Origin of the sequence: Streptomyces sp. NBC_00878, from assembly GCF_026341515.1 — a bacterium.
Taxonomy (GTDB): domain Bacteria; phylum Actinomycetota; class Actinomycetes; order Streptomycetales; family Streptomycetaceae; genus Streptomyces.
The window spans coordinates 4,611,367-4,624,246 of the sequence record NZ_JAPEOK010000001.1 but is presented as its reverse complement, the minus strand read 5'-3'; the positions used below and the strand labels follow the sequence as shown (position 1 = coordinate 4,624,246).

Here is a 12,880-nt window from a genome sequence, read left to right as displayed (position 1 = left end):
GTGACACCATCGGATCCCACAGCCCGACCCGATCCCTGGCACTCCCTGCACGAGCTTCTGGCAGCCATGGACGCCGAGATCGAGCAGGTCTACGTCGAGCGGGGCATCGAGGGGGTGCGGCCGCGGTTCGCCTATCCGCTGATCCGGCTCGCCCACACCGGGCCACTGACCATTCGCGAGCTTGCGAAGTCCCTGGACCGCTCGCACTCCGCGATCAGCCAGACCATCGCCGCCATGCGCAAGGAGGATCTGGTCACCTCCGAGCCGGGCCCTGACGCCCGCACCCGGCGGATCGACCTGACTGAGCGCGGCCGGTCGCTGGTGCCGTTCCTGGAGGCGGAGTGGCGCGCTACCCACGAGACCGTCGCCGAGCTGGACAGCGAGGTCCCGTACGCGATGACCACCGTTGTCGAGGAGGTGCGGCGGGCGCTGGAACACCGGTCGATGCGGCAGCGGGTCCTCCATCACCTTGTCGAGCCACCGCGATGAGGGGGCATGTCCGTGTCCGGTTTCTCGACACCCGCCCGCTGTGTAGCAGTCAGCCGTTTCGCGACCTGTGGATCGGTACCTCGGTCTCTCAACTCGGCGGACAGATAGCCAATGTGGCGGTGCTGGCCCAGGTCTGGGACCTGACCGGCAGCCCAGTGGGCACCGGCGCCATCGGGCTCGCCACTGGCCTGCCGATGGTGCTGTTCGGGCTGCTTGGCGGCACGTTGGCCGATACCGTTGACCGCCGTGCGGTGGTGCGATCCACCACCGCAGGCCAACTGCTGGCCGCCGCAGGGCTGTGTGCCCAGGCCCTGGCGGACAACCGCAACGTGTTGCTGCTGTTCGCCCTGGTAGCCATGGGGACGAGCTGCAGCGCTCTCGGAGCTCCTGCCCGGCGCACCTTCCCGGTCCGGCTTTTGCCGGGCGACCAGGTCGCGGCCGGTCTTGCGCTGACCAACGTCTCCTTCCAGGCAGCGATGCTGGCCGGGCCCGCGATGGCCGGGCTGATCATCGCCCGCTGGGATTTCCCTGCCGCATACGCAACCCAGGCCGTGGCCCTGGCAGTCTCGATGCTCGCGGTGATCCGCCTGCCTGCCATGCGGCCCGAAGGCGCCGACGCGGTAGGCGGCAGGCGCCGGCCGGAGCGTGGCGGGTGGCGTATCGTGCTGCGCCGCCCGACGCTGTGGGGCTCGATGGCCACCGACCTGTCCGCAACGCTGCTCGCCATGCCCATCGCACTCTTCCCGCTGGTCAACGAGATCCGCTTCGGGGGAAACCCGCAGACCCTCGGCCTGTTCCTCTCGGCCGTCGCGGTCGGGGGGATCACGGCCGGTCTGCTCTCCGGTACGGTGACGCGCTGGCGCCGTGGCGGCCTGGTCCAGCTGTCCGCAGCCGGTGTCTGGGGCCTGGCGCTGGCCTGTTTCGGTCTGGCGGGGCCGTTGTGGCTGGCGCTCGGATGCCTGGCCGTGGCGGGCGCTGCCGACACCGTGTCTGTCGTCACCCGCAGTGCCCTGGTCCAATTGGAGACCCCGGACGCGTACCGGGGGCGGGTCTCCTCGGTAGAACACGTCATCGGTGTCGCGGGCCCCGAACTCGGCAACTTCCGTGGTGGCCTGTTGGCGTCGGCCACCTCCGCCTCCTTCTCCCTGGTCTTCGGCGGACTGTCCGCCATCCTGACGATCGCCGCCGTGGCCGCGACCAACGCGCCCCTTCGCGCCTACCGCACGCCGCCTGCTGCCGCGAAGCCGACCGTCCCTGCGGTCGCCGACGCGGCGGCGACCGCTGGTTAGGTTTCCGATCGCCTCCAGCCCTGAGCCCGGTGAGAGGGGTCGTCAGCGTCCGGATCGCGCAGCGGACGCAGGCCCCCGGGCAGGTCGGGGAGTTGGAAGGAATACCGGCCGAGCATGTTGACGTGATGGCGGACGAACGGGGAGAGGCGGGCCACGTGCTCGTCGCGGACGTCGAACCCGTCCTCGCGCAGCTGAGTGACGGCGGCGTCCATGTACCTCGTGTTGAAGAGCACCAGGGCGTTGAGGACCAGTCCGAGGGCACCGATCTGGTCCTCCATGCCGTCCTGGTAGCGCTGGTAGAGCTGTCCGGCCCGACCGTGGAAGATCTTCCGGGCAAGCGCATGGCGGCCCTCTTGGAGGTTGGCCTGCACCTTGATCTGCCTGCGGTATCCGGGCTCGTCGGCCAGGCGCAGGATGTGCAGGGTCTTGGCGATCCGCCCGTAGTGCGCGATCGCGTCGCCGAGCGGGGTGGGACGGCCGTCCCGGGACAACATCCGGATCACGTCGTAGGCGCGTACGGCCCCGGTGTGGATGGAGCCGATGATCCGCAGGACGTCCTTCCAGTGCCGCTCGATCCGGGCGAGGTCGACCCGGCCGCGGGCCGAGTCCTGGAAGGCGCCGTAGTCGGCGGCGCGGTCAATGCGCCACATCTTCTGGTCCGGCAGGTCGACGAGCGGGGGCGCGTACGCGAATCCCGCCAGGGTCAGGAGACCAAACACGATGTCGGAGTACGAGGCGGTATCCGTGACGATCATCTCCGGGCGCCTGCCGCCGTCGCGGTCGTAGAGCACATCCAGTACGCACAGCGAGTCGCGAGGGGAGCCAGCCACAACCTTCCCGCCGAGCCCAGCCGCCTGGTCATTGATCATGTTGAGCCAGGTGGCGCCGCCCCGGCGCCCGAAGAACTTCGGGTTCGGCCGTGCGTACACGCTTGGAACGGGGACGACGAACCGCATCCCGTCGACCGAGGCGATCAGCCCGCCGCCCCACGCGCTCGCGAGCCCGATGGCCGCCTGGTGCTCGATCAGCGTGGCGTTCGCGGCCCGGTACGTCCCGAGCCGCAGATACGTCTGGTCTACGTGGGAGAGCCGCCCGTACTTCAGCGCGTCGATGCAGCCGATGACCGGGGTATAGCCGACGTTGCAGCCGTGCGCGACCAGCAGCGCCGCGATCGTCACGGGCAGGTCCTTGAGGCGGGCCTCGCCGCCGGTGATCGAGGTGAACGCCTGGTCGGCTCCGGTCCAGGAGAAGACTTCCAGCAGGACCTCGGGCAGATCGACGCGGGGACGCATCGCGTTCACTGCGGCCCGCAGGTCGAGCAGCGAGGCGGGTTCCGGCTCCGGCTCCAGGGCGGCGAAGTGCAGCCGTCTGCCGTCATCGAAGGCAATCTGCGCGTTGTCCGGCAGCCGCCCGGCGACCTCGCGCTACGTCCCATCCAGCAGCGCGGCACGCGCGGTCAGGTGCTCGCTCGCTCCGGCAGGCAGATTCAGCGAGGCCAGCACGATGGGCTTGGCCTGCTCCCACGCCTCACCAGCCAGCAGCTTCGCCCTGGGATCGCCCCACTTGGAGGAGTTCTTCGCGAACACCTCCCGTCGGCGCAGCATCCGGTGGAACTGCTCCAGGACGCAGAACGTGTACGCCTTCCAGTCCACCGTGCCTAGCTCCAGGTGCGGGGCCGAATGGACCAGGCGCCGCCAGGAGCCGATGAGGAGATCGGTATCGATCTCCTTCGGACCGACCTTCTTGCGGCCCATCAGGTCCGGCAGCGACTTCAGGGCCGTGAGCACCGGCAGCCCTTCCGGGGTCGCGCCGAAATCGACGACCTTGACCAGGAGCCTGAGGAACGGCCGTACGGTGCCGAACCCGTTGACCAGCATCGCCCGCCATGCCTCGTCCGCGTCGGAGTCGAGCAGCGCGGCAATCGCGGCCGCCAGCTCGTGGCGCGGCACCACCGCCTCGATCCGATCCCACATCGCCGTCAGCGTCTCCACCTTCGGCGGGCTGACCTCCCCGGTGTCGGTGTCGACCTGCTCGCTCGTGGTGTCGAAGACGACCTGGAACGCCGTCGCCAGTTTCGCGCCGGCCCGCTCCACCTTCGGCAGCGTCTTGATCTTCTCCTTGACCGTCTCCCGCTCGGCCGTGGCCAACAGCTTCGTCGCGATCAGCACTTCGAGCAGATCCACTGCGTACTCCACAGCCCGGGTCGTCAGGTAGACCGCGGTGGCCAGCAGCGTCGCCAAGCGGCGCGAGTCGCCGTGCCGCTTGAGCAAGGACGCCTTGCCGTCCACCCCGTACCGCGACAGCTCCGCGAGGCGCCGCGGCGGTATCCCCGACACATCCAGCGCCCGCATATCCAGGTCGGCGATCTCCTCGGCCCGGTCCAGAACCCACTTCATCTGCGGTCCGGACACTCGCACCGGACCCCGCCGCAGCCGGTCCAGCTCGGACACCCGGGCGCCGGACGGCACGGTCAACAAGGAGTCCAGCACCGCCCGCTGGCCAATGCTCAGCATCCCGTACAGGGTGTCCCACAGCCGCTGGTTCGCCGCCTCCCGCACCGAGGCGACCAGGCGGGTCAGCGTCGTCACGCGGGGCAGCAGCACCCGGCGCTCGCGCAGCTGGCCGACCGCCGCGTCGAACAGGGCCACAGTACGAGTCGTACAAGGTCCACACCCCTACTGCCGGTGCGGCGATCAACCGCTTGGCAGTGAACTGCATCGTCCCGGAGGTGTGCGCCGTACCGTCCCGGCGATGCGGCGCACACAGTGCGCATCACCGGAAAACCCCTGGACCACGGGCGCGGTCCAGGGGGAACCTGCCGCACCACTGTGCGTCCGGTGCGCCGACGGAACGGGGCGATGCGGCACCGGTGCGCCGGATGGTGCGCACCGAGTCGGGTGAAGCGGGCCGTTGGGGCTGACGGGGCCTTCGGGTTCGTCAGGCTGACACGGGTGCCTGTCCGGTGCTGGCGCGCCTTATCAGCTCGGTTGGCAACACTTGGCTGTGCACCGTTTGCCCTTCCACCATGCGCAGCACCTCGGCTGCGGCCGCTGACCCCAGCGCGCGCATGGGAGAACGCACTGTAGTCAACGGCACATGAAGTTCGGCCGCCTCGGGGACGTCGTTGAATCCGATGACGCTGACATCGTCGCCGACTGTCCGACCGCGTTCCCGAAGGAGTCCCATCAGCCCGATCGCGGCGGCGTCGTTGACGGCGAAGAACGCCGTCGGTGGATGGGGGAGTGCCAGCAGCCGAGCGCCCGCCTCGCGCCCGGCGGACGGGTAGATGGTCGAGTGAACGATCAATTCGTCGTCCACGTCGACCCCACGTGCTCGGGCCGCATCGCGAAACCCGCGAACCCGGTTGGCCAGGCTACGCGCGTAGGGCATCCCGGCGATGACCCCGAGCCGGCGGTGCCCCAGATCGATCAGGTGGTCGGCCGCGAGTCTTCCGCCGAGTTCGTCGTCGCAGGTGATCGACGGAAACCCGGGGTAGGAACGGTTCACCAGCAGTATCGGGACGCCGTGGCTGGCGACATCGACGATGTACGGGTTGTCTTCCCGGTTGTCCGCCACGATCAGTCCGTCCACCCGGTGGGCGAGCAGCATCCTCGCTCGCGAGCGTTGCCGCGCGGGATCGTCCCAGGTGCTTGCCACGACCGCTTGCCAACCTTGCTGGGCCAGTGCGTGGTCGATGCCCTCGAAGATCGTGGACAGTACCTGGTCGGTGAGCCGGGGAACCAGAATCCCGATCAATTGCATGCGCTGGTTGCGCAGGCCGGCCGCGATCAGGTCGGGCATCCATCCCAGTTCCGCGGCCAGTTCCCTGATGCGGAGCGCATGAGGCCCTCCGCCGGTCGAGCGCAGGGCCCGCGACACCGTCGATTTGTGCACGCCGGCTGCCTGGGCAATGTCATCGAGCGTGACTCTGCGTGTACCCGAGTTGTCCACGACAACGATTTTAGTGGACCTCGTCCGGCCCCATTGACCTCGCTTGTAGCCGGGGCCTAACTTGCCTGCAATCGATTGCGTGTCTACTTGCAATCGATTGCAGGGTCGCCGTGACCGCGTGGAGGTGTGCAGTGGTGATTCGGAACTATCGGTACCTGGTGATGGCCCTGATGGCCCTGATGGTGGTCATCAACTATGTCGACCGGGGTGCGATCGCGTACGCGTCGGGCCCCATCACCAGCGAGTTCGGCCTGGACGCGGCGGCATGGGGTGCCGTGCTCGGCTACTTCGGCTACGGCTACATGGTCGGAGCCCTGCTGGGTGGTGCGCTGGCGGACGCCAAAGGCCCGAAATGGATGTGGATTGTCGCGGGGACCGCGTGGTCAGTGCTGGAGATCTGCATGATCTTTGCCGGTGACATCGGCATCGCGCTGTTCGGTGGGTCCGCCCTGGCTGGTTTCGCCATGTTCCGAGTGCTCTTCGGGCTCGCCGAAGGACCCGCGTTCGTCACGATCAACCGCTCGTTGGTGGTCTGGGCGGCACCGTCGGAGCGTGGTACCGCTATCGGCCTCGGTGTTCTTGGAACGCCGCTGGGTGCCCTGCTGACCGCGCCCATCGCCGTCGGTCTGCTGGCCATAACCAGCTGGCGTGTGATGTTCGTCGTGCTGGGTGTTCTGGGCCTTGTCTGGGTGGCGATATGGCTGCGGGTGTTCACCGACCGGCCGTCTGATCACCCGAAGGTCGGACGTGAGGAACGGGAACTTCTGGCAGCCGGCGCGGCGACGGTATCCGGACAGCCCAAGGGGAACCAGCTGGGTGCCGACACCTGGCGCACGTTCTTCGCCAGCCGCACGCTCGTTGCCAACACCGTGGGCTTCTTCGCCTTCCTCTATGTCAACTTCCTGTTGCTGACATGGACACCGAAGTACCTCCAGGACGAGTTCGGCTTCAGCCTGTCATCGCTCTGGTACCTCGGCATGGTGCCGTGGGCAGGGGCGTGCGTCACGATCCTTCTGGGCGGCAAGATCTCCGACTGGTTGGCACGCCGGACGGGCAATCTGAAGATCGCCCGCTCCTGGCTGGCGGTGGTCAGCCTTGCGCTGACCGGTGCCGTTTTCCTGTGCATCCCGTTGGTCGACAGCCCAGGTGCCGTGCTGGCGCTTCTCGCTCTGGGAAACGCCCTCAACTTCCTGCCCGACACCGTGTACTGGGCCGTGGTCGTCGATGTCGCGGCGGCGCGCGCCGGCACATTCAGTGGAATCATGCACTTCTTTGCCAACATCGCGACGATTCTGGCGCCGACGCTGACCGGGTTCCTTGTCGCCGACTACGGGTACGGCGCGATGTTCATCGGCGCCGGGGTCGCCTGCACGCTGGGCATGCTGGCCATGCTCTTCGTGGACCCGGGCGCGAAGGTGCGTTTCCCCTCGCCGGCGGCGGTCAAAGAGGTCCCGGCGTGAAGACACCGTACGAGCAGGGCGTCACGGGCTCGCTGGAGTCGATCGCCCGCGGAGTGCGGCTCGGTGAACTCGATCCCGTCGAACTGGCGGAACGCGCGATGGACCAGGCCCAACGGGTCAGCGGCCTCGGTGCTGTGGTCCATATCGACGTCGACGGGGCCCGACAAGCCGCGCAGGCCGTCGCAGGCACCCGGACGGGACCCCTGGCAGGTGTTCCCCTGCTGGTCAAGGAAATCATCGAAGTGCGGGGGCTGCCACACCGCTGCGGTTCGCGAGTCTTCGCCGACAGGGTGGGGACATCCGATGCCGCAGTGGTGCGTCAGGCCAGGGAGGCAGGCGCGGTCATCATCGGACTGAGCCACAGCCACGAGTTCGCGTACGGCTGCACGGGCACATCGAACAGGATCGGGCCGTGCCGGAATCCGCACGACCCGTCCCGCATGGCCGGCGGCTCAAGTGCCGGATCGGCGGCCGCGGTGGCGGCCGGCGTAGTGCCACTGGCACTCGGCTCCGACACGGCGGGCTCGGTACGTATCCCGGCGGCCCTGTGCGGTGTCGTCGGCGCGAAACCGGCCCGCGGAACACTGCCACTGGACGGCGTCTTCCCCCTGTCTCCGAGCCTCGACCACGTTGGGGTGCTCACCGCATCCGTGGCCGATGCCCGGCTCGCCACCGAAGTACTCGGCGGTGTCGACCTTTCCACTTGGTCGCTGCCCGGGGCACCGACGTTGGGAATCCTGGCCAACCCCGAGCCCTTGGACTGTTCCACGACAGTTGGCGACGCCTACAGCGCAAGCATCGATCGACTGGTCGCCGCGGGTGCCTCGATCGTCGAGATCACGCTGCCGGAGTGGCCGGAGATGACCGCGACCGCGCTGGACCTGCAAGGCCCCGAGGCGAACAGGGTCCATGCCGAGAGCATGGCCGGCCATGCCGAGGACTACCAGAGCGACGTCCTTGAGCGGCTCCGTGCCGGAGCCGAGATTTCCGCCCGGCGCTATGAACGCGCCCGGCATCGTGCCGCCGAACTAGCGGCCACGGTCGACCAGTTGCTGCGGACCGTGGACGCCATTGTCCTGCCGACCGTACCCATCGTCGCTCCTCCCCTCGAAGCGACAGACGTCGGCGAGGCCGGACAACGACTACCGGTACGAGAGGTGCTGCTGCGCAATACACGGCCGGCGAACCTCACTGGGCACCCGGCTCTGAGCCTGCCCGTACCGGCGGCATCAAGGCTCCCTGTGGGCCTGCAACTCATCGCGGCCGAGAACGCACAGGCCTTCGCGGTCGCCGAGTGGGTTGAACAAGTGATCAACGACGAAAGAGGTGCATTGACATGAGCGCCAGCCAGCGGCTGACCGACCTGGGCATCGTCCTTCCGCCAGTGGCACCGCCCACGGCGATATACGTGCCGGCGAAGAGGGCGGGGAACCTTCTCTTCACTTCTGGCCAGATGCCGTACGAAGACGGCGTGCTTCGCACCACGGGCAAGGTCGGAGCCGAGGTCGACGTGGTGCGAGCGCAGGAGTTGGCGCGCGCGTGCGCCATCAACGCCCTTGCCGTGATCGACAAGGAAGTCGGAATCGACTCCGTGGCAGAGGTGATCAAAGTCCTGGGATTCGTCTCGTCGGCTGACGGCTTCACCGACCAGCCGGCCGTGGTCAACGGCGCCTCAGCCCTCTTCGAGGAGGTGTTCGGGGCCGCCGGCCAGCACGCGCGCTCGGCAGTCGGTATGGCCGAGCTGCCCATGGGCGCACCGGTGGAGGTCGAAGTGATCGTCAGGATCGAAGACACTCCTGAAAACTGACCAACCGTTCCCGTGGGGCGCTGAGCAGTGGCCCACGGGCGGGTACTTCACGATGAACCGGCCCCTCGGGAGAATCCGAACCTCCTGGCCGGTGAACTCGCAGGGCAGCAACCGCTAGACCCCCGCCCCGGTGCCCCCGTTCGGGCGGGCAATGCCCCCAACTGCGCGCGTAAGGACCGCAGTTGGGGGCCTCTTGTCCGCGTGCCGGATCACGCCGAACGGCTGCGGAAGGGTCACGGTTTCCGGGCGGCGCAAAACTCGCCAAAGTACTCGCCCACCCAGGTCGGAGGGAGAACCCTCTTGTGCCGCTCCCCTTCGCGGGGGGAAATTCCCGTCACCGGAACGTGCGGCGATACGCGGTCGGGGTCACTCCCAGGGCCGTTTGCAGGTGTTGGCGCATGGACTGGGCCGTGCCGAAGCCCGCGTTCTGGGCGATCTGGTCTATCGAGAGGTCGGTGGATTCCAGGAGGTGGCGGGCTCGCTCGACGCGTTGTTGGGTGAGCCACTGGCCGGGGCTGATCCCGGCCTCCTCACGGAAGCGGCGCGTGAAGGTGCGTACCGACATGGACTCCTGCCCGGCCATGTCGCGCAGTTGGATCGGTTCGTGCAGACGCGCCAGCGCCCAGGCCCGGGCGGCGGTCGTGGTCGCCAACTGCGGCTCGGGAACAGGGCGTTGGATGTACTGCGCCTGCCCGCCGTCCCGGTGCGGCGGCACGACCGTACGACGTGCCACGTCGTTGGCGACCGCCGTCCCGTGGTCGCGGCGCACGATGTGGATGCACAGGTCGATGCCGGCCGCGACACCGGCGGACGTCAGCACGTCACCGTCGTCGATGAACAGCACGTCCGCGTCCACCCGCACCTTCGGGAAGAGACGCTGGAAGTGTTCCGCGGACGCCCAGTGCGTGGTCGCCGGGCGGCCGTCGAGATATCCGGCGGCGGCGAGCACGTACCCGCCCGTGCAGATGGAGACGAGCCGGGTGCCCGGCGGGATCAGAGCCAGGGCCGCGGCCAGCTCGTCCGTGAGTACGCCCTCGTCGTGCACCGGGCCGAGTTCGTACGAGGCCGGGACAACGACGGTGTCGGCGGTGGCCAGGGCCTCCGGGCCGTTCTCGACGAGGATGGAGAAGTCCGCCTCCGCCTCGACCCGGCCCGGTGGCCGGATCGAGCAGGTCACCACCTCGTACAGCTCGCGGCCCTCCGCGTCCTTGGCGCGGCCGAAGATCCGCTGCGGGATGCCCAGCTCGAAGGGGAGGAGGCCGTCCAGGGCGAGGACGACCACCCGGTGGCGGCGGACAGCGGTGCGAGTACCCATGGCCCGATCCTAGCGAATGCTGTCCTTCTGGCCACTCGTTCCGGAAGTCCGCAGGCCGGACGCTCTATGACGTGACACAGACAACCGATGCCGCAGCCGCAGCCGAAGCCCTTCAGGATTCCGTGCCCGGGAAGCGGCGCCGGCGGATACACCGGGCCTGGTTCGTCGCCGCCGTGACCTTCGTGACGATCATCGGGGCCGCGGCCTTCCGTTCGCTGCCGGGGCTGCTGATCGACCCGCTGCACCAGGAGTTCCACTGGTCGCGCGGCACGATCGGGCTCGCGGTCTCCGTCAACCTCGCGCTGTACGGGCTGACGGCGCCGTTCGCCGCCGCGCTGATGGACCGGTTCGGCATCCGACGAGTGGTCGCGGCTGCCCTGATCGTGATCGCGGTCGGCTCCGGCGCGACGGTGTGGATGACGGCCGCGTGGCAACTGCTGCTGTGCTGGGGCCTGTTGGTCGGCCTCGGATCCGGATCGATGGCCCTTGCCTTCGCCGCCACCGTCACGAACCGCTGGTTCACCGAGCGGCGCGGACTGGTCACGGGCATCCTCACCGCGGCCTCCGCCTCCGGGCAGCTGATCTTCCTGCCCCTCCTCTCCTGGATCGTGGAGGAACACCGCTGGCGTCCGGCCGCTGTCACCGTCGCCCTGGCGGCCCTCGCGGTAGTGCCCTTCGTCTGGCTGCTGCTGCGCGACCACCCGGCGGACGTGGGCCTGAAGCCGTACGGGGCAACGGAGTTCGTCGAGAAGCCGCCGCCCGTGCCCGGCGCCGCACGACGCGCGGTGAAGGTCCTCTCCTCCGCCGCGCGCACGGGACCCTTCTGGCTGCTCGCCGGAACCTTCGCGATCTGCGGGGCCTCGACCAACGGCCTGATCCAGACCCACTTCGTGCCCGCCGCCCACGACCACGGCATGCCGATCACGGCCGCCGCGTCGCTCCTCGCGGTCATCGGCGTCTTCGACGTCGTCGGCACGATCGCCTCCGGCTGGTTCACGGACCGCTTCGACCCACGCCGGCTACTCGCCGCCTACTACGCCCTGCGAGGTATCTCCCTCCTCTTCCTCCCGATGCTGCTGGCCCCCTCGGTCCACCCGCCGATGATCTTCTTCATCGTCTTCTACGGCCTCGACTGGGTCGCCACGGTCCCGCCCACCATCGCCCTGTGCCGTGAGCAGTACGGCGACGACAGCGCCATCGTCTTCGGCTGGGTCCTCGCCTCCCACCAGGTCGGCGCGGCCCTGGTCGCCTTCCTCGGCGGCGTCGCGCGCGACACCTTCGGCTCGTACGACGTGATGTGGTACGCCTCGGGCGCGCTGTGCGCCGCGGCGGCGCTGATGGCGCTGGTGATCCGACGAAAGCGGACGGAGACCCGCCCGGCACTGGCCTGAGACCCCGTGAATCACCGGCACCATCGACGCCGCTCGCTCGCTACTTGAGGTCCTTCACCGAGGTCGGCCCCAACTGCTTGGCACTGGCGTACTCCGGCATCGTCATGGGCTTGTCGAACAGGAAGAACGACTGGTTCGTGCCGACCGTGAACTCCATGTACGCGCCCGTCGTGGCGTCGAAACCGTAGTACGCGTTGCAGGTGGAACCCGTGGTGTACGTGCCGTCCATGCCGGGCTGCGCGAGGACCGCGACGCCGCTGTCGGAGTGCTCCACCTTCTCCGTCGGGGTGAGCATCTTGCAGCGCGGCACCGGCAGGCCCTTCATGATGAAGTACCCGTACTCGCCCTTGGCGTTCTGGATGTAGACGTACGAGAGTTTGCCCCGCTTCCCCCACGTCTTGACCCACTGGTTGATCGCTTCGCGGGTCGGCGAGTACTCCATGCGGCCCGCCGGCTGCTGGGCCACGAGGTGGTCGTAGCCTTCCTGCTTGGCCTTGTTCTCCTTGTCCTGGCTGGAGTCGGTGCAGGACGTCAGGGCGAGGCCCACGACGAGCGCGACGATGCCGGCCAGAGCCATGCGTGCGAACTTCTTCATGAGGTGCTGCCCTCTTTCCCGGGATGAGACGGGGATCAGTTGGTGCACGTCGTGCGCTCGGCCTCGACACTCAGCCGGTATGGCAGGTCCTTGTCACGGAAGGGCGCGCGATGCTCCTGGGCGGCCTTCGAGTTGTAGTCGTTGACCGACTCGATCCGCGTGGCCTTCAGCGCGGTGACCGACTGGTCGATCTGCGTCCTGCGGGTCTCCGAAGCGGCCTTCCGCTCGTCCTGGAGCACCTGGATCGTTCCTTCGGCGTTCTGCACGGCCTCGCACAGATCGAAGAACTCCTCGTACGTGGTCTGCCGGAACTCGCCCGAGCCGACCGTGTTGTTGCGCTCGTCCGCCTCACCGCGGAACGGGGCGGTGATCCACCCCGCGCCGCCGAAGGCGAACGCGCCGATCACGTACAACACCGCCAGGCCGATGACTCCGGCGACGGCCCAAGCCCCTAACCGTGCCCCCTCGCGTACCTGCCCCATGGCATCCCCCTCCACCTCCACAGGTGGATCCGCGGCGTGGAACCACCCTCCGGGAAAGAGGACACGACGGCCGAAGAAACGGTTCCGCCGATACGGGCGTC

10 protein-coding genes and 1 pseudogene are annotated in these 12,880 nt (G+C 68.6%); 6 read left to right on the top strand and 5 right to left on the bottom strand.

Features of this window, described 5'->3' with window-relative positions; all coding sequences use genetic code 11:
- Both OHA11_RS19375 and OHA11_RS19370 read left to right on the top strand, forming a co-directional pair.
- Positions 1-489 carry a MarR family winged helix-turn-helix transcriptional regulator gene (locus OHA11_RS19375; protein ID WP_266498010.1) on the top strand — a complete coding sequence of 163 codons (489 nt, stop codon included), beginning with the start codon at positions 1-3 and terminating at the stop codon, positions 487-489.
- Positions 486-1,778: an MFS transporter gene (locus tag OHA11_RS19370; RefSeq protein ID WP_266498007.1), complete on the top strand. Its 1,293-nt coding sequence runs from the start codon at positions 486-488 to the stop codon at positions 1,776-1,778. The genes OHA11_RS19375 and OHA11_RS19370 overlap by 4 nt, the downstream gene beginning before the upstream one ends.
- Here OHA11_RS19370 and OHA11_RS48530 read toward each other — a convergent pair.
- Positions 1,775-4,423: pseudogene (locus OHA11_RS48530) on the bottom strand (Tn3 family transposase); the annotation flags it as partial. The gene OHA11_RS19370 and the pseudogene OHA11_RS48530 overlap by 4 nt on opposite strands.
- Positions 4,424-4,715: 292 nt before the next feature.
- Entirely contained in the window at positions 4,716-5,729 is a 1,014-nt protein-coding gene (locus tag OHA11_RS19355) for a LacI family DNA-binding transcriptional regulator (protein WP_266498000.1), read from the bottom strand.
- A 134-nt stretch (positions 5,730-5,863) separates the two neighbouring features.
- Here OHA11_RS19355 and OHA11_RS19350 point away from each other — a divergent pair, with 134 nt between their 5' ends.
- Genes OHA11_RS19350 through OHA11_RS19340 form a run of 3 tightly spaced genes read left to right on the top strand, consistent with a single transcriptional unit; the run spans position 5,864 to position 8,996 of the window.
- The gene (locus tag OHA11_RS19350) at positions 5,864-7,189 is read left to right on the top strand and encodes an MFS transporter (RefSeq protein ID WP_266497998.1); all 1,326 of its coding nucleotides are present in this window, start codon (positions 5,864-5,866) and stop codon (positions 7,187-7,189) included.
- Positions 7,186-8,529, top strand: coding sequence for an amidase (locus OHA11_RS19345; protein WP_266497997.1), 1,344 nt, complete (start codon positions 7,186-7,188; stop codon positions 8,527-8,529). The genes OHA11_RS19350 and OHA11_RS19345 overlap by 4 nt, the downstream gene beginning before the upstream one ends.
- Complete coding sequence (locus OHA11_RS19340) at positions 8,526-8,996, top strand: RidA family protein (protein WP_266497995.1); 471 nt, start codon at positions 8,526-8,528, stop codon at positions 8,994-8,996. The genes OHA11_RS19345 and OHA11_RS19340 overlap by 4 nt, the downstream gene beginning before the upstream one ends.
- A 334-nt stretch (positions 8,997-9,330) precedes the next feature.
- Here the strand turns inward: OHA11_RS19340 and OHA11_RS19335 are convergent, their stop codons facing one another.
- Positions 9,331-10,311, bottom strand: coding sequence for a GlxA family transcriptional regulator (locus tag OHA11_RS19335; protein WP_266497993.1), 981 nt, complete (start codon positions 10,309-10,311; stop codon positions 9,331-9,333).
- A gap of 71 nt (positions 10,312-10,382) precedes the next feature.
- Between OHA11_RS19335 and OHA11_RS19330 the strand changes: the two genes are divergently transcribed.
- Positions 10,383-11,702: an MFS transporter gene (locus OHA11_RS19330; protein WP_266497991.1), complete on the top strand. Its 1,320-nt coding sequence runs from the start codon at positions 10,383-10,385 to the stop codon at positions 11,700-11,702.
- A gap of 40 nt (positions 11,703-11,742) precedes the next feature.
- On the opposite strand, the gene OHA11_RS19325 is transcribed toward OHA11_RS19330, so the two are convergent.
- Both OHA11_RS19325 and OHA11_RS19320 read right to left on the bottom strand, forming a co-directional pair.
- Positions 11,743-12,297 carry a hypothetical protein gene (locus tag OHA11_RS19325; protein ID WP_266497989.1) on the bottom strand — a complete coding sequence of 185 codons (555 nt, stop codon included), beginning with the start codon at positions 12,295-12,297 and terminating at the stop codon, positions 11,743-11,745.
- A gap of 35 nt (positions 12,298-12,332) precedes the next feature.
- Positions 12,333-12,779 carry a hypothetical protein gene (locus OHA11_RS19320; RefSeq protein WP_266497988.1) on the bottom strand — a complete coding sequence of 149 codons (447 nt, stop codon included), beginning with the start codon at positions 12,777-12,779 and terminating at the stop codon, positions 12,333-12,335.
- Between the last annotated feature and the right edge of the window lie 101 nt (positions 12,780-12,880).